The 21,648-nt window shown below is 57.2% G+C and carries 17 protein-coding genes; 3 read left to right on the top strand and 14 right to left on the bottom strand.

Translation table 11 applies throughout. The features are described 5' to 3' along the window. The first annotated feature begins 199 nt into the window (after positions 1 to 199). Positions 200 to 2,101, top strand: coding sequence for an asparagine synthase (glutamine-hydrolyzing) (gene asnB / locus HY962_06445; protein ID MBI5646554.1), 1,902 nt, complete (start codon positions 200 to 202; stop codon positions 2,099 to 2,101). Between the two features lie 54 nt (positions 2,102 to 2,155). Next, on the top strand, positions 2,156 to 3,193 hold the full coding sequence (locus tag HY962_06440; protein MBI5646553.1) for a DUF1624 domain-containing protein: 1,038 nt from the start codon (positions 2,156 to 2,158) through the stop codon (positions 3,191 to 3,193). A gap of 9 nt (positions 3,194 to 3,202) precedes the next feature. On the opposite strand, the gene HY962_06435 is transcribed toward HY962_06440, so the two are convergent. Beyond that, positions 3,203 to 4,423, bottom strand: coding sequence for a T9SS type A sorting domain-containing protein (locus HY962_06435; protein ID MBI5646552.1), 1,221 nt, complete (start codon positions 4,421 to 4,423; stop codon positions 3,203 to 3,205). A gap of 270 nt (positions 4,424 to 4,693) precedes the next feature. Then, the gene (locus tag HY962_06430) at positions 4,694 to 4,978 is read right to left on the bottom strand and encodes a hypothetical protein (GenBank protein ID MBI5646551.1); all 285 of its coding nucleotides are present in this window, start codon (positions 4,976 to 4,978) and stop codon (positions 4,694 to 4,696) included. A 521-nt stretch (positions 4,979 to 5,499) separates the two neighbouring features. Here HY962_06430 and HY962_06425 point away from each other — a divergent pair. Beyond that, on the top strand, positions 5,500 to 6,699 hold the full coding sequence (locus tag HY962_06425; GenBank protein MBI5646550.1) for a T9SS type A sorting domain-containing protein: 1,200 nt from the start codon (positions 5,500 to 5,502) through the stop codon (positions 6,697 to 6,699). Positions 6,700 to 6,745: 46 nt separating this feature from the next. On the opposite strand, the gene HY962_06420 is transcribed toward HY962_06425, so the two are convergent. The 12 genes from HY962_06420 to HY962_06365 all read right to left on the bottom strand — a co-directional run bounded on the left by HY962_06420 (position 6,746) and on the right by HY962_06365 (position 21,439). Beyond that, positions 6,746 to 7,096: a DUF2200 domain-containing protein gene (locus HY962_06420; GenBank protein ID MBI5646549.1), complete on the bottom strand. Its 351-nt coding sequence runs from the start codon at positions 7,094 to 7,096 to the stop codon at positions 6,746 to 6,748. A gap of 51 nt (positions 7,097 to 7,147) precedes the next feature. After that, the gene (locus tag HY962_06415) at positions 7,148 to 7,651 is read right to left on the bottom strand and encodes a GNAT family N-acetyltransferase (GenBank protein ID MBI5646548.1); all 504 of its coding nucleotides are present in this window, start codon (positions 7,649 to 7,651) and stop codon (positions 7,148 to 7,150) included. A gap of 15 nt (positions 7,652 to 7,666) precedes the next feature. Next, positions 7,667 to 8,734: a hypothetical protein gene (locus HY962_06410; protein MBI5646547.1), complete on the bottom strand. Its 1,068-nt coding sequence runs from the start codon at positions 8,732 to 8,734 to the stop codon at positions 7,667 to 7,669. Positions 8,735 to 8,871: 137 nt separating this feature from the next. Further along, positions 8,872 to 9,924: a hypothetical protein gene (locus HY962_06405; protein ID MBI5646546.1), complete on the bottom strand. Its 1,053-nt coding sequence runs from the start codon at positions 9,922 to 9,924 to the stop codon at positions 8,872 to 8,874. Between the two features lie 110 nt (positions 9,925 to 10,034). After that, on the bottom strand, positions 10,035 to 13,007 hold the full coding sequence (locus HY962_06400) for a PAS domain S-box protein (GenBank protein MBI5646545.1): 2,973 nt from the start codon (positions 13,005 to 13,007) through the stop codon (positions 10,035 to 10,037). Between the two features lie 260 nt (positions 13,008 to 13,267). Next, complete coding sequence (locus tag HY962_06395; GenBank protein MBI5646544.1) at positions 13,268 to 14,791, bottom strand: hypothetical protein; 1,524 nt, start codon at positions 14,789 to 14,791, stop codon at positions 13,268 to 13,270. A gap of 159 nt (positions 14,792 to 14,950) precedes the next feature. Then, positions 14,951 to 15,382, bottom strand: a complete 432-nt coding sequence (locus HY962_06390; GenBank protein MBI5646543.1) for a DUF1801 domain-containing protein — start codon at positions 15,380 to 15,382, stop codon at positions 14,951 to 14,953. 594 nt (positions 15,383 to 15,976) lie between these two features. Next, positions 15,977 to 16,396, bottom strand: a complete 420-nt coding sequence (locus HY962_06385) for a DUF3224 domain-containing protein (GenBank protein MBI5646542.1) — start codon at positions 16,394 to 16,396, stop codon at positions 15,977 to 15,979. A gap of 182 nt (positions 16,397 to 16,578) precedes the next feature. After that, entirely contained in the window at positions 16,579 to 17,832 is a 1,254-nt protein-coding gene (locus HY962_06380) for a cation:proton antiporter (protein ID MBI5646541.1), read from the bottom strand. Between the two features lie 24 nt (positions 17,833 to 17,856). Further along, positions 17,857 to 18,978: a DUF2279 domain-containing protein gene (locus tag HY962_06375; GenBank protein MBI5646540.1), complete on the bottom strand. Its 1,122-nt coding sequence runs from the start codon at positions 18,976 to 18,978 to the stop codon at positions 17,857 to 17,859. A gap of 117 nt (positions 18,979 to 19,095) precedes the next feature. Further along, a complete protein-coding gene (locus tag HY962_06370) occupies positions 19,096 to 20,037 on the bottom strand; it encodes a zinc-binding dehydrogenase (GenBank protein MBI5646539.1) in 942 nt (313 codons plus the stop codon). Position 20,038: 1 nt separating this feature from the next. Further along, positions 20,039 to 21,439, bottom strand: coding sequence for a phosphoglucomutase/phosphomannomutase family protein (locus HY962_06365; protein ID MBI5646538.1), 1,401 nt, complete (start codon positions 21,437 to 21,439; stop codon positions 20,039 to 20,041). Positions 21,440 to 21,648: the final 209 nt, after the last annotated feature.

Genomic DNA, 21,648 nt, shown 5'->3' with positions numbered 1-21,648 from the left:
TGTTCCGCTCCCGCTGTCCCCTCGCGCTTCGACTCCGCTCAGCGAGACACAGGGGCGTTGTTCCGCTCCCGCTGTCCCCTCGCGCTTCGACTCCGCTCAGCGAGACACAGGGGCGTTGTTCCGCTCCCGCTGTCCCGCTCTCATCCCGGACGTAGCTCTGCATTGCTCGCTCCGTCGCGCCTGAGTATCTTGTGCCTCCATGTGCGGCTTCGCTGGAATATTCGCCTATAATCGTCCTCAACCGGAGATCACGCCGGCGCTTCTCACGCGCATGAGCGACAGTATCCGGCATCGGGGTCCGGATGATGGCGGACACTTCGTTTCCGATGACGGACGCGTGGGTCTGGCCTTCCGACGGCTCTCGATCATCGACCTCTCGCCCGCGGGCCATCAGCCGATGTGTACACCCGACGGCTCGCTGTGGATCGTCTTCAACGGCGAGATCTACAATCACGCGACGCTGCGCGCGGAACTCGAGATGATCGGTTACGTGTACCGCTCGAAAACCGACACGGAAACGCTGCTCTACGCCTACCAGGAATGGGGCGAACGTTTTGTGGAGCGGCTCGAGGGCATGTTCGGCATCGCGCTGTACGATGTAAAAAAGGATACACTGCTCCTCTATCGCGACCGCATCGGCATCAAGCCGGTGTATTATGCCGAGCGCGCGGGACAGTTCTTTTTCGGCTCCGAAATCAAGGCCCTGCTTGAACACCCGGCCTTCGAGGCGCGCGTCAACGACGAGGCGCTGCATCACTATCTGACCTACATCCACACGCCCGCGCCGCTCACACTGTACGAGGGCATATACAAGCTGGAAGCCGGTCATTTTCTCCGCATCGACCGTACGGGCGCGCGTACCGACACGCAGTATTGGGACGTCTTTACGGAGCCCGAGCCGGACTTCGATTATTCGAACGAGGATCGTGTCGCCGCCCGCATCCGCGAACTCTTCACGCAGGCAGTGGAGAAACGCATGATGTCGGATGTGCCCTTCGGTGTGTTCCTCAGCGGCGGCATCGATTCGTCGGCCAACGTGGCTTTTATGGCCGGGCTCATGAACCGCCCCGTCGACACGTTCACCGTGGCTATTCAGGGGCAGGAAGACACCAACGAGTTCCAGTGGGCGCGGCGCATCGCGCAGCAGTTCGGGACGAATCATCACGAAGTGCTGATCGACAACACCGGCTTCCTCGATATGCTGCCGACCATCATTCATCATCAGGACGAACCACTCGCCGATCCGGTCTGTTTCCCGCTCTACCACGTGTCCAAACTCGCGCGCGAGAACGGCACCATCGTCATTCAGGTGGGTGAAGGCAGCGATGAACAGTTCGCGGGGTATCAGAGCTACCTGCGCGCGCGGCGACTTATGCAGCTCCCGCGTCCGCCGCGTTTCCTCGGCCGCGCCGCGTACGGCGCTCTCGCCCCCTTCTTCAAATCGCGGCGTGTGGACTACCGCCAGAACGTGGTGCGGAATCTGCTGGAAGGTGATCCCGTATTCTGGGGAAACGCGGTCGCGTTTTATGATCGCGAGAAAGAGCGGCTGCGCGGAAAATCGCCGCATTTCTCCTCGTCCTTCGAACTTGCGCGCGCGCGTTTCGACATCGCGCGAAAACATGGCGCCACCGATCCCCTCGACGAAATCATCTACTGGGAAATCAAGAACCGCCTCGCCGAGCTGCTCCTGATGCGAGTCGACAAAATCACCATGGCGGTGAGCATCGAGGCGCGTGTGCCCTTCCTCGATCACAAGATGGTGGAGTTCTCGCGGCACATTCCCGCCGCATTAAAAACGCGCAACGGTGTCACAAAGTACATCCTGAAAAAAGCCCTGCGCGGCATACTGCCCGACGAGATCATCGACAGGAAGAAGATCGGCTTCGCGGGATCCGGGAAAAACATGCTCACACCCGAGATATACCGGCACGCGCGCTCCGTGCTGCTGGGCAGCAGGCACGGGCTCTTCGATCTTGAGTATGTGCGCGGGCTGCTCGACGAATACGAGCGCACACGCATCAATTACACACCGCAGATCTGGGCGCTGTACAATTTCGAACTCTGGCACCGCTGGTGGATACAGCGCGACCGCTCATTCTGACTCACAACACGGTTCCGTATGGCTCTTGCTCCTGCTTCCTCGCGGCTTTATTGGGTGGACATCCTCCGGGGCCTCGCAATACTGCTCATGATCCCGGCGAATCTCTCGCCCTATTTCACCGAACCGCATCCGATGTGGTACCGCATACTCGGTTCCTTTGCCGCTCCCACCTTCATCGCGTTGAGCGCGGGCATGGTGGTGCTGCGCGGGGCCGATCACCCGTTTGTATACTATCTTCGCCGCGGACTGCTGGTCACCTGCGTGGGCATGCTCCTCGACGCGGGACTCTGGTCGATACTGCCGTGGACCTCGTTCGATGTATTATATATCATCGGACCGGGCATGATACTCGGCTACTTCGCGCGACGCTGGAAACCCGCCGCGCTGTTTGCGGGTTTCGCCGTGTTTGCCGCGATGGCGATGCTGCTGCAGAAAATGTGTCAGTATGATCCGGTGCCGCTGCAGATCTACTGGTCGGAATTTTCATGGCCGGAAACAGGACGCCTGTTCGTGAGCTGGTTCGTCGACGGCTGGTTCCCGATCTTTCCCTGGATGGGATTTGTACTTTTTGGCGCGGGACTCTTCGGCCTTCTGCTGCGCACCGACGCGGAGTACTATACAACGAGGCTGCTGATAAGCGGATTCGTTCTCACCGTGTTGGGTTTTATTCTGCTCTTTGTTGCCATACCCGGACTCGACAGCATCGCCGCGGGGAGCGTCGTCGAGAACCGCGACGGCTATTCCGAGATCTTTTATCCTCCCTCGCTCGGATATCTACTTGCCGCAGCCGGTCTCGTCATTCTCTCGGCACTCGCTCTACGCCGTATGCCGCGCAATCCTCTGCTTTCCGCAATTTCCTTTTTCGGCCGTTACTCGATGATGGTGTATATACTGCATCAGGCGCTCGGTGCGCAGGTCATCGCGCCCATTCTTGAAGCGCGCGGCCTCGAAAGCATCGACTCGGGACTGCTTTTCACCGCAGTAAACTTTCTCGTGGTGCTGGCCATCGCGCTGATCTGCGGCGCCATCGGTCTCGTGAAAAAACGGTATCCCCCGCGCGCGCTGCCCTGGCAGATATTGTTCGGGAGATAACACCACGACTCAACGGCACACGGCCATCACGCGTGTACTTCTGCCGTGAGATGTGCTGAGGCGGAGCAGGTACAAGCCGTTCGCCAATGGAGAGGCATCCGTTTGGATGTTGAAATCGAAATAATGGTCGCCGGCCGGCTGCTGCGTATCCACCAAGGTGTGCACGATACGACCGAGTTGGTCGTGGACGACGAGGGTCACTGTCGAGGCGGCGGGCAAGGTGTATCGGATACGCGTCGAGCCGGAGAAGGGATTCGGGTGATTCTGTGCGAACTGCGGCAGCGGCGCCGGATCTGTGTGGTGTGTATACGTCGACCGTGGACGTGTATCCGCCACGGTAATCTCATCCACCCACATCGTCTGTTCCACCGGCGATCCGTCGCCGATATACGGCGCGATCATGAACTGGTTGAACGACATGCCCGGCAAGGCGCCCGTGCGTAACATCACATCGGGCGCGTCGATCATCACGGCGCCGTCGAACCAGTAGCGCACGACGCCGTCCGGCACACCTTTCCCGCCCACGATGGTATTGAGCTTAAAAAACGCCTCGACGAAGTGCCAGTCGTTTTTGTTGTAGGTGCCGCCGCTGTCGCCGAAACACACACGCGGGGCATGCCAGACCTTGCCGTTGCGGTAGTCGGCTCCCGCGCGGTAACAGTCTCCCGCGGGATAGCGGTCCGACGTCCCGTTGCAGCCCGCCACCGCGCGCTGTTCGGTGATGGTGCTGAGATCCTGGCCGATACGTCCAGCGTCGATATTCAGCGCATCCTGTATCGCGAGCAGCGGACGGCCCTCGTTCTGTTCGATGTATGTCGTGAGATGTGTGGCGGCCGGACCGATCCAGCGGCTGTCGATATTGGTCAGGAGATGGAATTCGTGCGGATGATACGGTCGATTTGATCCCTCCCAATTCGCGCTGTACTTCACCCAGTAGCTCACATACACCGAATCGCTCGGAGCAAAGAGCCGTCGTACACCGCCGCCCGTGGTGGGTGTTGTGGCGCCCTTCAGAAAACGAAATTCGAGCGAAGCAGCGCTGCCAGGGATGTGTTCGCTGCCGCTGATCACGATCCTGTCGTTATCGTACCACCCGCGGGCGCTGAAGTTCGCGGAGTCGCAGGCCTCGCGGAAAAACACATTCTGTGCGTGCGCTGTGACCATCAGGACGAGTGCAAGCAATACCACCCGAACGACATCAGGTATATAGCGGAACGGGTCTCGTGTCATCGACGAACTCTTCTGCGGCAGTGAATCTATCGGTTTTTGCGGTTGTATGACCGTTCAGTGCGAGCATCAACGGGTGCGCGTGAGCGCATGCCAGCATCTCACCCGCCTGATACACCCGGGATACACCGGCATAATTGAACCTACTCACCCGCCGCCGGTTGTGCAAGCACACTTCCGGTGGCGGGTGAAACGCCTCGTGGAGATGACGCGAATGTCGTGACGCGGTGACAGGAACAACGACACTCTCCAACACGAATACCGTCGGTACGATTAATACGCCATGCTGTCCACGGTCTCTACGATTCGTGCCTGCGGCTTTGTCATGACAACTCCCTCCAACTGGCCCCACACGATGCGCAGCCGGCCGAGCAGATCCTCGGCCTGAGCGGCGGTGTCGAACACAAGATCGACCATCACATGGTTGGGATCATCAACCGGACGTAAAATCTGATACCTGCGCACGCCCGATTTGGCCCGACCGACGGGATCGTTATCGAAGGCCTGTTTCCATCCGTCGTAGCTCGGAACATCGTGCTCAATGCGGAGTATATACATGGTGTCTCCTTTTACTGACATTGGTGAGAATACGTTGTATCCGCTCCGCCGCGGCACTGCCACCGCCGGACCTGCATGGGATCCCCATGCCGGTATGGCGCGGCGTGCCGTTCGGCTGCATGCCGCTGTAATGGAAGCGCCTTGGTGAATACGTGGTGCGGATGGTTGCTGCAGGAACATACGGCGCTATTGTGGCATTGTCAATTCCGCTGCCACGCATCGGTCCTTTCAACGCAGTGGGACAGACAGGCAATTTGGGGTGTTGCGACTTCACAGACGTCGGTTCGCCCGATCCAGGCAACACGGACTGCGCCTTGACATTAAAGGTAATTCAACTAACTTTCAACTGTATCCCCAAATCGCTCTTACGACGCGTGAGCCGTGTGAGACTCCGTTTGATTGGTGCGTGCTCTGCAGCAATCTGTCCACAACACTCGCACGCTATAGTGTCCATCGCTCCCCATCCCGTGAGAGCAGGCGAGCGCCACAGGTCTCTCTCACGATAGATTACCGGAGTCACCATGAAAGCAGCATCCCTCCCAGTATACATACTTCTCCTTTGTCATGCGGGTCTGTTCATAGACACCACCGCGCAGACACGCATCGATATGACACTGGAGGTCGATTCCGTGCAACGACAGTTCATCATAGCTCGTCCCAGTGGAACAGCACCCGCGGGTGGTTACCCATTGGTGGTAATGTTGCATGGAACCTCGGGCGACGGCGAGAAATTTTACAACATTTCCGGCTGGAAGGAAAAGGGCGAGCAGGAGAATTTTGTTACAGTATTTCCCAGTGCATTGCAATACTGCTTTTACACCGACGACGGTAGCGGCATGATGCATCTCACCACCAAATGGAAAAATGGTGACGCCTTGCAAAAGCTGTGTCCCGGCGCCCGTCCCATGAAAGACGATATTACCTTCCTCCGAAGGATGATTGACACTATCGCTGCTCTTCTTCCGATAAACTTGCGTAAAATGTATGTGAGTGGCTTCTCGAATGGCGGCGCCATGGCCTCGAAACTGATGGTGGAAATGAGTGACATTTTCGCTGCGGCTTCGTGCGGCAGCGGTCTGCTCAGCGAGCAGGACTCGGCGCAGGCTCGACGAAATCTGCCCGCCTGGTTCATTCTCGGTACCGACGATCCGTTGTGGCTGCTCTCCTACCAGAATGCGGGGATCCCACTCCAGCGGTTCCCCTTCAACGACAGCACGGTGACACACTATCTCGCACCTCACATCCAACGGTATCTGGGCGCGCTGGGCCTTGCGAATCAGTATAGGAAGGACTCCATCGGGAATGTGCTCACCTACACATACACCACACCATCGTCCGCGCTACCGGTAACGGAGTTCCGATTCTCCCTCATCAGAGGCCTGGAACACGAATACCCCAACGGTGTGAATCACTGGCTCGTCGCAGCGAATTTCTTATGGGATTTCTACAAACGGCAGCAACTGCCCACTACCGTTGAGAGCGCTCCAGCGACGATGGCATTCGACGTCTATCCGAATCCGGCGCAGGAATATTTTATCGTCAAGTGCACCGGAGAGGTGCACGTATCGCTCAGCAATCTCCTCGGACAGTCTGTCTTCGCATCACGAACTACCGGCGGCCAACGTATCACCTTACCCACGATGGCGCGTGGTGTGTACACACTCCGCCTTGAACATCAAGGGATCGTGCAGGTGTCATCCCTCGCGATTATACCACGGTAGCCGGATACGATACCGGCGCACGACAGATTTTATAACACCATCCGGATCATTGCCGCAGTATTTTCTCCATCGTTTTCCCCTTGGCGAGTTCATCGATCAGTTTGTCGAGGTAGCGGATTTTCTGCATCAACGGATCTTCGATATCTTCCACGCGGATGCCGCACACGACACCGGTGATTTTTGCACTGAGAGGATTAAATGCCGGGGCATTCGTGAAGAACGTCTCTATGTCGCTTCCCTTCTCCAGTTCCTTCAGCAGCTCGGCCTGGCTGTATCCGGTCAGCCAGCAGATAATGTTATCTACCTCCTCCTGCGTGCGATTCTTGCGTTCCGCCTTTTGCACATAGTGTGGATACACACCAGAAAATTTCATCGAAAATATCCTATGCCCGGACATGGACGTACCTCCTTCAGATTGTAGTTATGCGGCGATCACCTGATTCTGTCTTTATAGTGAGTCCACGCGTCCGATACTGACGGACTTCAGATCCAAGGCCATATACCGCGCGCCGGGCACGGGATTCGTCCTGTACGGCGGGATATCGCGGAAGCCCAGCGCCTCGTACATTGCCTGCGCTGTGTGCATGGACGGGAGTGTGTCGAGCACGAGGGAGCGATAGCCCAACGACACGGCATCGTGGATGATGGTGCGCGTCAGAAGCAGGCCGTAGCCGCGCCCGCGGAAAGCGGGGCGCACGTAGAGCCGTTTCATCTCGGCCGTGTCACTGTCCCACGCGCGCAGGGCGCCACAACAGGCCGGCTCATCGTCGATACATCCCAGGTACAGTCGACCACCCGGCGGCGAGTACACACCCGGCAGTGTAGACACTTCGGTCTCGAAGTCCTGAAAGCAGAGATCAACATCGAGGGAGGCCTGGTATTCGCGGAACAGTGCTCGCACCTGTTCCAATGCGGCAGTGTCCTGGGCGGAAATGACAGACGTGGTGAGCATACTAGCGCGTGCTCGCTACATCGTGAATCGTGCGAATGTATTTCCGTTGAAAGTCCCTATCGTTTCACCGCCTACAACAAACCACAGTCTGCCCTGCCGATCCTTGCTGATTGTCCAGATCGAATTGCCGGGCAGTCCGTCCTTCGTGGTGAAATTCGTGAACACGCGGCCATCATACTTCCACAGACCTGCATCGATGCTGCCGATCAAGAGAGTTCCTGTTTCGTCTTCGGCCATCGTCCACGGCCGCGCCAACGTGCCTTCCTTGGCCCCGAGTTTCTTGAGAAAGCCGGGATTGGCCAGACCGTGTTCATCGGTTACGTTCTCAAACTCCACCCCCGTGTAGCGAAACAAACCCGCGCCATTGTTGCCCGCCCAGATGTTCCCGGACTTGTCCTGGAACAGTGTACGGACGGCCGCCTTGTCCAATCCGTGCGCGGTGAAATAGGTGTACCGTGCGCCGTCAAATCGGCACACACCACGCTCCTGCGTTCCGAACCAGACACTGCCCTCCCGGTCAACAAGGGTTGAATAGACGCTGTACGGGCGGTTGATATCGTTGGGTGACGGGAAGTAGGTGACGGGATGAATGGCGAAACTGGTGAACGACTTTCCGTTGTACACACACATGCCGTCCGGCCGCCCGAAGAAGAGATCGCCTGGTGAGGGTCGAAATATCCCGGGAGGTGCCGTATTGATGCGGGCGGTGTAATCGATGATGGACTGTCCGTCGTAACAACACACACCGTCACTGGTTGTGAACCATATTTTCCCGTGCACATCTTCCTTGACGAGGCGCACAAAGTTGCTGCACAGGCCGTCCCTATCTGTAATCTGCACCAGTCGCGTGCCGTCGTAGTAAAACACACCTTCGCCGTTGCTTGCAAACCAGTAGTTGTTCCTGCTGTCCTGCATCATGCTGCCGATATTCTTCCCAAGTGCTGCAACCGTGCGGCCAATGGGTGTCCACTTGTTACCCTCGGGTACTCGCGGTTGCGCCGCGAGGTGCTGTCCGAAACACACAGTACACAACGTGAGAAGCGCGAGTACAATCGAGTGAAGCGTCATTGAGGATCGAGGCATAGTATGATACTTCCTGATTGATTTGATGTAATTAGACAGAAAGACATCTGTTACGGGCAAGATTCACAGCAATTCCAGGGCCGTGCACCGGCTTGAGATGTATGCCTCGGCTAACCACGATCCGCGTTATAACAAAGTCATTCTGATCTTGCTTCAACATATGCGGCGTGAAGCAGCGCATACAACTCTTCGGAAAGATTGGTTGTGCTGCTGCCTTGTCCGATACTTTTCCCGATCAAGACTTCTATCGGCTCGATACTGTTTGGCGCCGCCTTCTCAAAGACGCTGCGCCACAACTGTATTGAAGGTGGTTTCTCTGGTGTATAATACAGGGATACGAGTCCTGCATTTTCGGACGGTAGATACGGAAGAATAGTGACGTATTGTTTTCCAGACCACGAAAATATGCGCGCATTGTTTTCGTTGCCTAGCTGCTGTGCCCAAGCGATCATGGAGTTATATTCAGCGCGGTAGGTCTGTGGTCCGTCCTTTACTGCCTGCTCGAACAGCCCAGTGCCCTGTTTCTTCCCGTCGGATGGAAGAATGAGCGATTGTGCAATTGCCCTGATATCGGGAGCAATACGTTGGGGCAGCAGTAATAGCGATTGACCGACCAGAAACGAAGAAATTGTAATAATATCGAGTGTCAGTCCGTGTGTTTTTTCTTCGAGATACGCTAGAAGACGGAGTAAATCCTGCGGCACCTCATCTAGGACAAAGACGATGCGAAACTCCCCTTCCGACAATGAACGCTCCATCGTCTGATTGAATTCATACGACGATGCAATACCAGGTTGAAACACGGCTTCGAGATATGCCTCCAACGAATCGAAACCTTTTTTCCACAAATAGCTGCTCGCTAACACCTCACCAAGCGTCTCCCTCGTCATACCCCGCAAAAATGCCGCGTAAGAAAGGGCCTGCGCTACAACGGCCCGGCGAGCTTCATTGTTCCGCGCCAATTTCACCTCCACAACAACGAGTCTTCCACTGCTTTCGATGAGAAGAAGGTCCATGGAACCGTTCTGCAGAGGCACCTCGCTCCCAATTACAGCCACTTCTGGTTGACCAATGAGTGGAAGCATTCTGGGATTCTCCTCGATCAAACCATGGAGTTCGGCTTCAATAGGAAAACCACTTGATTGAAGCGTATGCCAGGTATTACCCGATTTGGACCAGATGGAGGGCACGAGAACCTCAAGCTACATTTTCAGTAATGGATGACGGAGGTTGGAGATAAATCGAGAGAGATATTCATTTGTGGGCGAACTGGGTGCACGAGAAATTTATGTTCATCCATTTACAATTGCGCCCTCTCCGGTATTGAGAAATAAAACACCGCACCTTTGTCCGGCTCACTCTCGGCCCAGACGCGGCCCCCATGTTTGTGAACGATACGTTGAACATTTGCCAGCCCAATTCCCGTTCCTTCGAACTCTTCCAAGGAATGCAGCCGCTGAAAAACACTAAAAAGTTTGTTCGCGTATTGCATGTCGAATCCGACACCGTTATCGCGAACAAAGAAAAGTACTTCATGGGACTCGCGCATGAAACCGACCTCAATTTCGGTCACGTGCCTGGGTCGCGTATACTTCAAAGCATTGTCCAACAGATTCACCCACACCTGTTTGAGTAACGATGAGTCGCCCGACACACGTGGCAAGTCCGCGATGCTCCACGCGACGTGTCGGCTCTCAGTCACAGGACTCAGTTCTTGTATCGACTCGTGAAGCAGTCCATTCATATCTACCGACCCGTGGCGCAACTCCCGTCTCCCGGTTCGGGAGAACTGCAGCAGATCATCGATTAGCATTGCCATACGATGCGCTGCGTCGGAGACCACATCCAGATAGTGTTTTGCCTTCTGCGGCATGCCGTCGGGGAATTGCTCGTGCACCAATTCCACATACCCGCTGATGTGGCGCAGCGGTGCCCGTAGATCGTGCGACACGGAATACGAAAATGCCTCCATCTCGTTGTTGGCCGCCTCGAGCTGCAGAGTACGCAGCCGAACCCGCTCCTCCAACTCCTCCGCATGCCGCTTCGATTGTTGTAACAACCGTGCCTGTTCGATTGTTATGGAGATTTGATTCGCAACTTCGACGGCAATATCCTGTTCCGCAGCGGTGATGTTCCGCTCGGCAACCCATCCGAGACATAGCACACCAATCACACGGTGTGGCGACACGATGGGTGCAAGCACAGTGGCACGAGCCTGAATGGTAAGTACCATTCGAACCAGCGAAGATACGGCGCTCTGTGGCAGTTCATTCTCGAGCTGAATCCCATCATGCCCATCGAGCGCAGCCAGTGCCACGTGCAGCTCCCCAGGCAGCGCAAGGACCTTTCGCAAGACCACGTCCTCGTCATTGTTCGTGACGAAAATCCGCACGTCCAAACTTTCGAAATCGAAAAATCCCACTCCCACCTGGGTGCAGTGCAGCAATTCTCTCAGTTGCAGAATGGCGTCTTGCGTGATTGTATCCGGTGCGTCGACACCGCGCACGATCGTCTGGTCTATCCGATGAAGATTTGCGAGCCTCTCCGCGTACAGATGCAACGCATCCTCCGCCCTCTTTCGTTCGGTGATGTCCTGGCTGCTGCTCAAGCGGTGGGGAATACCTTGAAGCTGGATCGTTTCGCTGGAAAAGAGAATGGAACGCAATGTTCCATCAGCCGCAAGAAACTCCAACTCGAAATCGCGAAGTGAGCCGCCCGGGCTTTGAAGAATTCGAACCATGTGATCACGGGTATCGAGAGTGACCAAGCCCAATTCGTAGGCATTTTTCCCAATGATGTGGTCGCGTGTGAAGCCGGTCAACCGTTCAAATGCCGGATTCACATCCACAAAAATTCCATCCAGCGTAGCAATTGTAAACGGGGTAGGATTTCCATGAAACGCCGCTGAGAATTTTTCATCACTCGCACGTACTTCCGACTCGCTGCGCTTCTGATCGGTGATGTCGATCATCGTAGTGATGTGATGCGCTTCCCCATTCAGTGTGAGGGGTGCCGACGAAAACAGGACGGTGATACGCCGCCCGGATTTCACGGTTGCAGTCAATTCACTGGATGAGAGCCCTCCTGCGGCGAGTTGTCGCCGGATGATTGCGGCCCGCTCCTCCAAGGTCCACATCCCGAGTTCCGTCGATGAATGCCCTATCACTTCTTCCCGAGTAAAACCGAACATGTTTAGGAAGGCCTCGTTCACATCGAGAAATTTTCCATCGACTATACGCGTAATAGTCATACCGGCAGGGCCTACATGAAACGCCTTTGCAAAGCGTTCTTCCGAATCACGGAGTTGGCGCTCCGCTGTTTTTCTTTCGGAGATGTCCACAACCGTCACAATAAAATGTGTCGGATGCCCATAAGGATCGCGCTGCAACGCAGCGCTGACATCGGCGAAGAGCAGCGACCCGTCCTTCCGCACGTATCGTTTCTCAAATCGTATTGCGTCCTGCTCACCGTTCAGCAATGGACCGAGCAGGGCCTGCGTCGGTCCGACATCTTCAGGCGGTGTCAATTCCTGCCAAGTCTTGCCGCGCAACTCTTCACGTCCATATCCCAACATCTCACAGAATGCGCGGTTCACCTCAACCTCGCCGGTTGGCAGGGTGATGGATTTCCCGACATTTGCCGCCTCGAAAATGCCACGATATCTGGCCTCACTGGCCACCAATGCATCAGCCGCCGCCTCACGTTGCAAACGCGCTGAGAGGAGTCTGCCGAGCAGGACTGTCGCAAGCGGATATACGAGCAGAACCGGCGCTCCAATCTTGGTATAAGCGTTTTGCACCGTACCGATTGGAAGTGTCAGCATAAGCCCGAGCATGACAATGTGCACCACGAGGCCAAAGCCATACAATTCAGGCACAGGGATTTCCTTCTCCCGGTTGGGCGTGTACCTGCGCCAAAGAATACCCACCGTGCCGGTAGCAAGAATCACAAGGATGCCCATCACGGCGCCCGGACCTCCGAGCGCTAAACGATACACCCCCGCGATACACATTGCGAAAACGGCGGGAATCGGACCAAGGAACAATCCAGTAAGCGAGAGCAGAACGGAACGCGTGTCAAAGATGATGCCTTCCTCGAGCTGCATCGATTCCATCATGAGACCAATGCAGATACCACCAAGTATTATTCCTGCCAGTACTTGTCGGAGCAGCCGTGCACGTATGGGAGCGCGGGCCGTTATAAGGTCAAACACCAGCATCATGGCCAGCAGCAGGGCTGCGTTCTGAAACAGGGCCATCAAAACCGTGGTCATTCTACCACCTCCTACGCAGCGTTGAGTCTGCGTACACTTGAACACGAGAGCTTCGCTTCTTTCCGTGCGAAATGATGGGCATCGTCCTGCCGTTCAGTCCACGGTCGAACAAACAAAGTGTAAACATCGACCCACGAAGGTACACGGATATGTGGGCAAATTCAACGGACAGACGCCTCCAAGGAAGAGCACGTTAGAAGGCACGCCCGTCTTCTGCTCGAAGCATACCAGGCAGGTGATCTGATTCACACATCATCGAGCTATTGTTCGGAGTTGCAATCTACGCCATCGATCCTCTCCAGGATACGAAAGCGCAGATCATCGATAACAGGGGTGTAGTGACTGATCACAATCCGATGTAATTCCGGAAAGTCGCGCGTTGTGCCGGGTCCCGCGGGCCACGGTTTGTGCTCCAGAATTTGAACGATAAAGCGAGGGCGCACGGCTGACATTTCGCGAAGAAATTCGCGGCGCAAGCGGAGAATGTAGGGTGAATCGATGTGGTGATAAAAGTGGAAATCGTACATGAACCGTGTCGCTAGCGGCGCGCGCGCCAGCAGCATACCGTGTACGGCGCCGCCGGACCAGTCGAGCGGCTGCACCACGTCGCCCGCGCGCTGATGCGTGCGCAGATACCGCGCTATGGCGTCGGGCACGCCATCCTTGGGCGGATCCGTGTCGCGCGCCTGCAGCAGATGGTCGACGGCCGCACCGGAGAGGTAGAGCAACAGCACACAGACAGCCAGCGGAGCACCCATCGCCGATACTCGACGAACCGCGGGAAGGACGGTAAACGACATCGCGGCACAACACAAAGTGAGATAATAATACGGCAACCAGTGGTAGCTCCAGAACTGTCCCGCGACGGCGGGATACAATGCGGCGGCGCAGAGCAGACCGCATAACCAACGGACTTCACGGCGGTAGGTTCCATTTTTGTTCAGGACAAATACGCCGAGTATGGCCAGCGCGGTGTAGGGTGTGGCCACACCTTTTCCTGTCGATACCACGAGATATATAATCCGCGGCCAGCCCGATATGGGGCTGTGACCGCCCGTCATCGCCGTGTACAGCGGCCAGTAGTTGCGGGCCATATCCACAAAGGGAGCGAGTCCGCCTGAGAGGGCGAGATACACACACATCGTTGTGAGGGGCAGCAGCAGTCCCGCGGCAAACACCACGGCGCGGCGCGGCCACACAACAGTGTGCGCGCCTGTGCCGAACATCACGGGCAGAAGCGGCAGGACGAGCAGCAGCGCGTGTGGTTTGATAAGCATCGCCACACCGGCACAGGCGCCAGCGGCGGCTGCTCGGATAAGTGGCAGACGGTTGCCCGCAAAGACCAGCCCCAAAATGCCGGCAAAGGGAAGCAGCAGCAGATACTCGCGCTGCAGACTCAACACGGTATTTCCCTTCAGATACCACAGTAGAAAACCGACAATCGCCGCCATCGCGGCCTCCATCCCGAAGCGCCGCATCCACAAATACGTCAAGGCGGCAAGCGCCGCCATGGCGAACAGGTCGAAATATCGGAAGCCGGATTCGTCCCAGCCGAATACGGATCCTACAGCCGCCATAACATAGTACGTGCCCGGCGTGTTCATATCGAAGAAGTCCCGGTACGGTACCGCCCCTCCCGCCACCAGGTACCCCGCATAGATCATGAGAGGCGCATCGTGCTCATACCGCCACCGCAGCGACGACACAGCCGCCAGGCCCAGCATAATTGCGGCCATCACAACACACACCCACACCAGCATGGTAGTTGTGCGTGTGTGTGTCATCAGTGTGTTTGCTGCGTCTGGTGTGGTGACAGTTTCGACTTTGGTCTCAGGTCCTGCGCGAGCGGCGTTGAGCAGGGGCTGCAACAAATGTACTCGTTTTTTGTCGACCGCGGGTGTGGAAAATGAAGGCGGTGGGTGCTTGGGCGCGGCGCACGCAACTCAGGCCTTGCCGCGTGCGCCGTAGCGTTGCTGCACATCCGCGATCGACGCGGCCACAAGCTGCTCGAGCACGGTTATATCGATTTCGGTGAGACGTTTGATGTACAGGCACGATTTCCCCATTCGATGCGGGCCCAGCGCTGCCAGCAGTGCCTTTTGGCTGTCACTTTCTGCAAGCAGGTACAACACCAGTTCGCGTCCACGTATGGCAAAACCAACCACCGGCATTTCGCCCGTTCGCCCGGACTCGTATGTGTAGCGATACCTGCCATACCCGACGATGCTGGGTCCCCACATCACCGGCTGCTTGCGGGTAAGTTTTTTCAGCAGTGCCATCAAAGTCCGGCAATCCGCCATCTGCTGTTCATTAGCGCGTGAGTTGATATACTCGTCAATGCTCGCTGTGGTGGGCTTCGTTTTATTCTCGGCCATCGGTACATCCGTTACATGTGAAGGTTTTTGGGGATTCCTTGATAATATCGCACATCAAAGGTGTGTCGTCCCAACATCATCGGTGTGTCGTCCCAACATCATCGGTGCATCGTTCCTCCGTCAGCGGTGGAGTGTTCCCACGCTTCACGTGTACTGTTCCGTCACCTGCGGTGTAGTGTTCCCACGCCTCAAGTGTACTGTTCCATCACCTGCGGTGTAGTGTTCCACCGTCTGAGGTGTACTGTTCCACCGTCTGCGGTGTACTGTTCCACCGTCTGAGGTGTACTGTTCCACCGTCTGAGGTGTATTGTTCCACCGTCTGAGGTGTACCGTTCCACCGTCTGAGGTGTATTGTTCCACCGCTGAGGTGTACTGTTCCATCATCTGAAGTGTATTGCTCCATCACCTGCGGTGTATTGTTCCATCACCTGCGGTGTACTGTTCCACTTTCTGCGGTGTACTGGTACAGCATCATCGGTGTATCGGGACAGTACCATAGGTGTATCGGGTCGCACCATAGGTGTATCGGGTCAGTACCATTGGTGTATCGGTTAACAACCGCAGGTGTGAGGTTGTCGGAACGGATTTCGGGGTTTACACGTCCAGACGGTCGGTCTTCGAATCCGGAAGCTCATAGTCGAACTGATAGGAGTGCCGGCCACCGTCAATGATGATGGCCATGCTCCCGGAGAGACCGCTCAATTGTCCCGTGCCTGAGTCGGGTACAACTTCTAGGACAAGGCGGTCGATGCCGCGGTTGAGTGTGCCGAAGTGCTGCAAGACAAAACTCCCCGCCCTGCCCTCCAAAGTGCCGGTCACCTGTTCGATAGCCACATATCCTGCGGAACCCTTCACAGATGATATGGCGCTCAACATCTCGCCTTTGCTCACGGCCTCCAGCCCTCCGTGAAACTGTTTGTCTATCGACATTCGTCCGAGCCGTATGCCGTCGCCGCCCGTCGAATATCCTTCCAACGGAGCAAGCGTCACTTCGAAATTGCCTCTGCTTGTCATGTCAGTTCAATCCAGTTTGTTCTGTGTTCGGTGTTCTGATACACTGTGTTTCGTGTTTCATTGAGTATGCGCGTCGCGCTCCGTGCATTATTTTGCATATTCCTCGCAAAAGCGTCACGTGTTCGACTGTCCGCAATCCGCGTTGCATCTTCCTTGTCCGTCTCCGCGCGTGTGTGCGAACGTCAGCGGATTGGGGTATGACGTTCTGCCAGCAGCCACTTCATCATGGGTCCAGCCACGAGTGATGTGCTCAGCGCCATGACCACCATGGCCACGAAGATACGATCGTCGATGACGCCGGCTGCGCGGCCCACTCCCGCGAGTATGATGCCCGTCGCACCGCGCGCGTTGAGACCGAATGCGATGGCCCAGGTCTCGCGGTCGAGCGGCATACGCGCCATGGTGGCGCCCAGCAGTACGCCGGCAAGTTTCGCTCCGAGCGCCAGCGCCAGGATGCACATCACCAGCAGCACGTCGAAGTGTGCGATATAATTCGTGGTCATGCCCATCGAGATGAAATAAATGGGCGCAAAAAAACTGAGCGCGAATCGTACGATCACCTCGTGGGCCTCGTGATATTCATCGCCCTGTCCGCCGAGGGCCACACCCGCGAGGAAGGCCCCGAGGAAGGCGTGTATGCCAAGACTTTCGGTGATGCTTGCCGAGACCAGGACGACAAGGGCAGTGGCCGCGATGAAGCCGCTCGGCCACACCACGCGGGCCTTGATCCAGCGCATGCCGCGCGGTCCCAACCAGCGCCCCGCGCCGAGTAGCACCACAAACACGAGCACAACAAGCGCGATACTGAGCGGGATGCTGGTCACACCCGCCGAGCCCGATGGATTGATGTCGCTGAGGATGACCGCAAAGAGGGTCCAGTTGACAAGGTCGTCGACAACGGTGGCGGTCATACACAGGGTGCCGATACCGCCGTTCAAGAGACCCAGATCCATCAGTATCCGCGCGAGCACCGGATTGGCAGAATTCGCCAGATTCATGCCCACAAACAAGGCAAAACCGAGGAAGTGATCCTGCACGGTCGGACCCCAGAATTCGCGGGGCAGAAGATACACAAAGGCCACACCCACCGCGATGGGCAGCAGCGTGCCGATGAGCCCGATCAATGCGGCCTGGCGGCCCAGTTTTCTGAGATCGGAAATATTCGTCTCCAGCCCGGCGATGAAGAGGAAGAACAACATGCCGAGTTTGATTGAGGCATCACGCACCGCCGCCACGTTGGCGGAGGAAGAGAAGAACCACGCGTACACCGCGGGAAGCAGCAGTCCGAAAACGGTGGGCCCGAGTACAATGCCCCCTATCATTTCACCCAGCACCGCCGGCTGCCTGAAGCGGCGCATCACCTGTCCGAACAACAGGGCCACACCAAGCATGACGGCGATCTGGAGCGCAAAGCGAACAAAGTCCTGTGAGGTCATGGCAGAAAACGCGCATACCCTTTCTTAGAAGAACAAGCCGAACCACACGGCGCTTGGTGCGATACGCACGGCGGGACTCGGGAGATGGAACATGTTGAACTGTTCCTTGAGAAATTTGAGGAAAGGCGTGTCGCCGGGAAGTTTCCGCAGATCGTAGTCGAGCGCGATGTACCACTCCTGGTCGCCCAGTCCTCTGTTGTTCTTATCGGTGTTGTACGCGCCCTTGGCGTACACGGTGTGTGCCGCGCCGTACCCGACTGCGATTCCCAACCAGTCGGGCCACCAGGGCCTGAACGCCCGCGGGAGCAGATCCTCGACGCTGAAAGCCAGCCAATACGTGAATCCGTCGTAATCCTTGAGCACGTAATTGACCCAGCGCTTGGTAATAAGTTGCGAAGGACGGTAGCTCATCTTCAGATTCACGGCCTGCAGTTCCGGCACCGAGCGCTGCAACGCGGGCCAAAAGGCGCCCACGGCGTTGGCGCCCACGTCCCACCAGCTCCATCCCCAGAGTTTGTAGTAGGCGTCGGTCATCTCCATCTCGCATTGCAACAGCAGCGCCAGCGACGAGGCCCACCACATGGAGGCAGTCTCGCTCATGTTGGTCCAGCGGAAGATGTGATACGCGGTGTTGCTGTACACCTGCGTGCCCCACATGTGGCCGAGCTTGTCGACGTTGAGGTCGGCGTTGTACCAGTCGTTGAACGTATGCCACTTGGTGCGGTCGGATTCGCGCGGCGAATAAAATGTGGTGAAGTAGTAATACATGATGCCCGCGTTTACCGCGGCGATGGTGCCGCCCACGAGCCACAGTCGCGTGCTGTTGACGGGTCCGACGGTGGGACCGTGCAGATCCGCAGGCACGTGCGGCACCGCCATACCATTGTCTGACGCGGCGGGAAATTCAAACGGGATGGATATCCCTTGGCCGTCTTGTGTCGTGGCGTGTGCGCCCGTTCTGGGTTCCAGATGTACAGCGGGGAGAAGGGTCGCATGAATTTGAGCGTCCGCGTGCCTGTCGAAAAACACGATCTCTCCCCAGAGGCGTCCGCCGCGAGTGGTATCGGGTCCGGCGCACACATGTGTGGCGGAGGCGAGCAGCAGCATCAGTGTGCCCGCGAGCAGCAGGACGGACCGTCGTGTCATGCCGCAAGATACTTGCGCCGGGGAGATGCACACAAGCCGCGGCGGGACGTTGCAGCACGGACGTATCGGGCGCAGAAGAGACACGCCACAAATACGGATCCGGTTCCGATGTGAAGTCTATCCGGTGATGTGCAGGACGGCCTTTCCCGACAGTTCACGGCGCCGGAAGGCCGCGGCCACGTCGGCGATGTCGGTCCATGCCGCTTCGCGTGAGATACGTGGAGCGAGACGGCCATCCGCCACGAGGCGCAGCAGGCGTGTGAGCCCTTCCGACGGCGGCACACGGCGCAGATGTGTCAGAAGCATGAGTCCGATAATACGCACACCCGAGCGCCCGGCGTACATGGCGGCGGGTTCGAGTACAGTGGGTTCGCCCGAGTCCACTCCGTAGGTGACAACGGCACCGCCGGGCACAAGCAGTTTTACCGCAGTGGAGAGTGCGGTTCCGCCGAGGCAGTCCACAATATGATCGAAGGGACCGTACGCCCGCGCCTCTTCGAGATTCCCGGTCACAAGCACCTCGTGTGCTCCGCCCTCCCGCACCTCGTCGGTATGGATCGCATTGCGGATGACTGCGGTAACAGACGCCCCCGCAAGCGCCGCAAGCCGCACGGCGAAATGTCCGACACCGCCCGAGGCGCCGGTGACAAGCACCTTTTTCCCGAGCAGCGAGCCCGCCTCCTCGAGCGCATAGAGAGCCGTCATTCCCGCAACAGGCAGTGTGCTGGCCACGGCATCCGACACGGTGTCGGGAATGACCGCAAGGGAACGACCCGGGGCTGCAAGCATCTCGCCCCAGGCACCTTCCTCGAGGAAGCCGACCACACGTGTCCCCGCGGCGGGACTCGACCCATCCGCCGCGGCTTCCGACACAGTGCCTGCAAAATCCCAGCCCGGACGCCAGCCCGCGGGCGCCATCAGCGAACGGCGTAATTCGCCCGCGTTGAGCGACACAGCCGTGACCGAGACCAGCGCCTCGTCGCGGCGCGGCTGCGGATCGGGTACACTGGTGATAACGAGCCGCTGTGCGGCCGATGGGTCTACAACAACAGCGCGCACGTCAGGCGATCTTCACCGCTGCGGCGAGCAGGGCCTTGACCTTCTTTTCTGAATCTGCCTCGGCGTAGAAACGCAGGATCGGTTCGGTGCCCGAGGCGCGAATCAACAACCAGCCGCCTTCGATGCGAAACTTGTAGCCGTCCACCGTTTCGGTGGAGAGCACGGGCAGTCCGGCGAGTTTTTTCAGACCCCTGTCGCAGGCGTTCAGTATCGCCTTCTTTTTTGCCTCGGTCGTGTGGAAGTCGATCCGGTCGTACCACACGCGGCCGAATTCCTCGTAGATCTCCGCCACGGCCTGGCCCAGTGTCATCTTGCGCTTGGCGAGATATTCGCAGAGCAGCAGACAGTTGAAGATGCCGTCGCGTTCCGGGATGTGAATGGAAGTGCCGACGCCGCCACTCTCCTCGCCGCCGATGAGGATCTTCTCGGTGATCATCAGTTCGGTCACGTATTTAAACCCGACCGGACGCTGATAAAGTTTGAGGCCGTACTTCTCGGTCATGCGTCCCACGATGTCGCTCACCGAGATCGTCTTCACCACGCTGCCTTTCTGTTTGCGATACACATGCAGATACTTGAGCAGGATCGGGATGATGAGCTGCGTGCTGATGAAGGTGCCGTTCTCGTCCACCGCCCCGAGGCGGTCGGCATCACCGTCGGTCACGATGCCGATATCGTACTTGTCGCGTTTGACGAGTTCGATAAGTTCCGGCAGATTCTGCGCGAGCGGCTCGGGAGGTGTGCCCTTGAAGCCGGGATTATGTTCGTCGTGCAGGCAGACCACGCTGGGAAGCAGATTCTTCATCACGCCGTAGGCGGCGCCGTACATCACGTCGTAGGCGATCTTCATGCCGGATTTTTCGATCAGTTTCAGATCGATCTTTTTCCGGATTTCCTGCAGGTACAATGTGTGCACATTGATAGAGGCGATCATGCCGTTCTTACGAAGTTCCTCGACACTGCGAAGTTTCGGCGGTGAACCCGCGGCGATGATATTGGCGAGGATACGCTCTATTTTTTTGATGTCGCTCACCAGGGCCGAACCACCGAAATCGCCTTTGATCTTGAAGCCGTTCCACCGCGGGGGATTGTGGCTGGCGGTTATCATTACGCCCGCCGCGGCCTTCTTTTTCAGTATCGCGAGAGACACCATGGGAGTCGAAACCACCTTGTCGCAGAGCCAGACCTTGATGCCCTGCCCCGCGATAACCTGCGCCACTCGTTCGGCGAAGTCCTGCGATCCGAAACGCGCATCACCACCGACCACGACGCCGTTGGCGATCTGTCCGTGCTGTTTATAAAAGCGGGAAAACGCGAGCGCCACTTTCTCGACGTTCTCGAAAGTGAAATCCTCGCCGATTATCCCGCGCCAGCCGTCGGTCCCGAATTTGATCTCGACCATAATTCTTCCGTTGGATGAGTAAAGAAAAGCTCGTCCGACAAAATACGGAAAAGTGTCGTGAGAATGAAGTGCACAAGTTAGGATAATATCTGACAGACGCGTATCATCAACCACCACATGAAAGGACCGTGTGACGATGACCACGCAACAGAAACTCATCGGGAACAAACTCGGATTGCTCCGTCTTGCAGAACGTCTCGGGAACGTCT

Source organism: Ignavibacteriota bacterium, from assembly GCA_016218045.1.
In the GTDB taxonomy this organism is placed as follows: domain Bacteria; phylum Bacteroidota; class Ignavibacteria; order SZUA-365; family SZUA-365; genus JACRFB01.
Note: the sequence above shows the minus strand (reverse complement) of the source record. Positions and strands in the feature narration are given on the sequence as shown.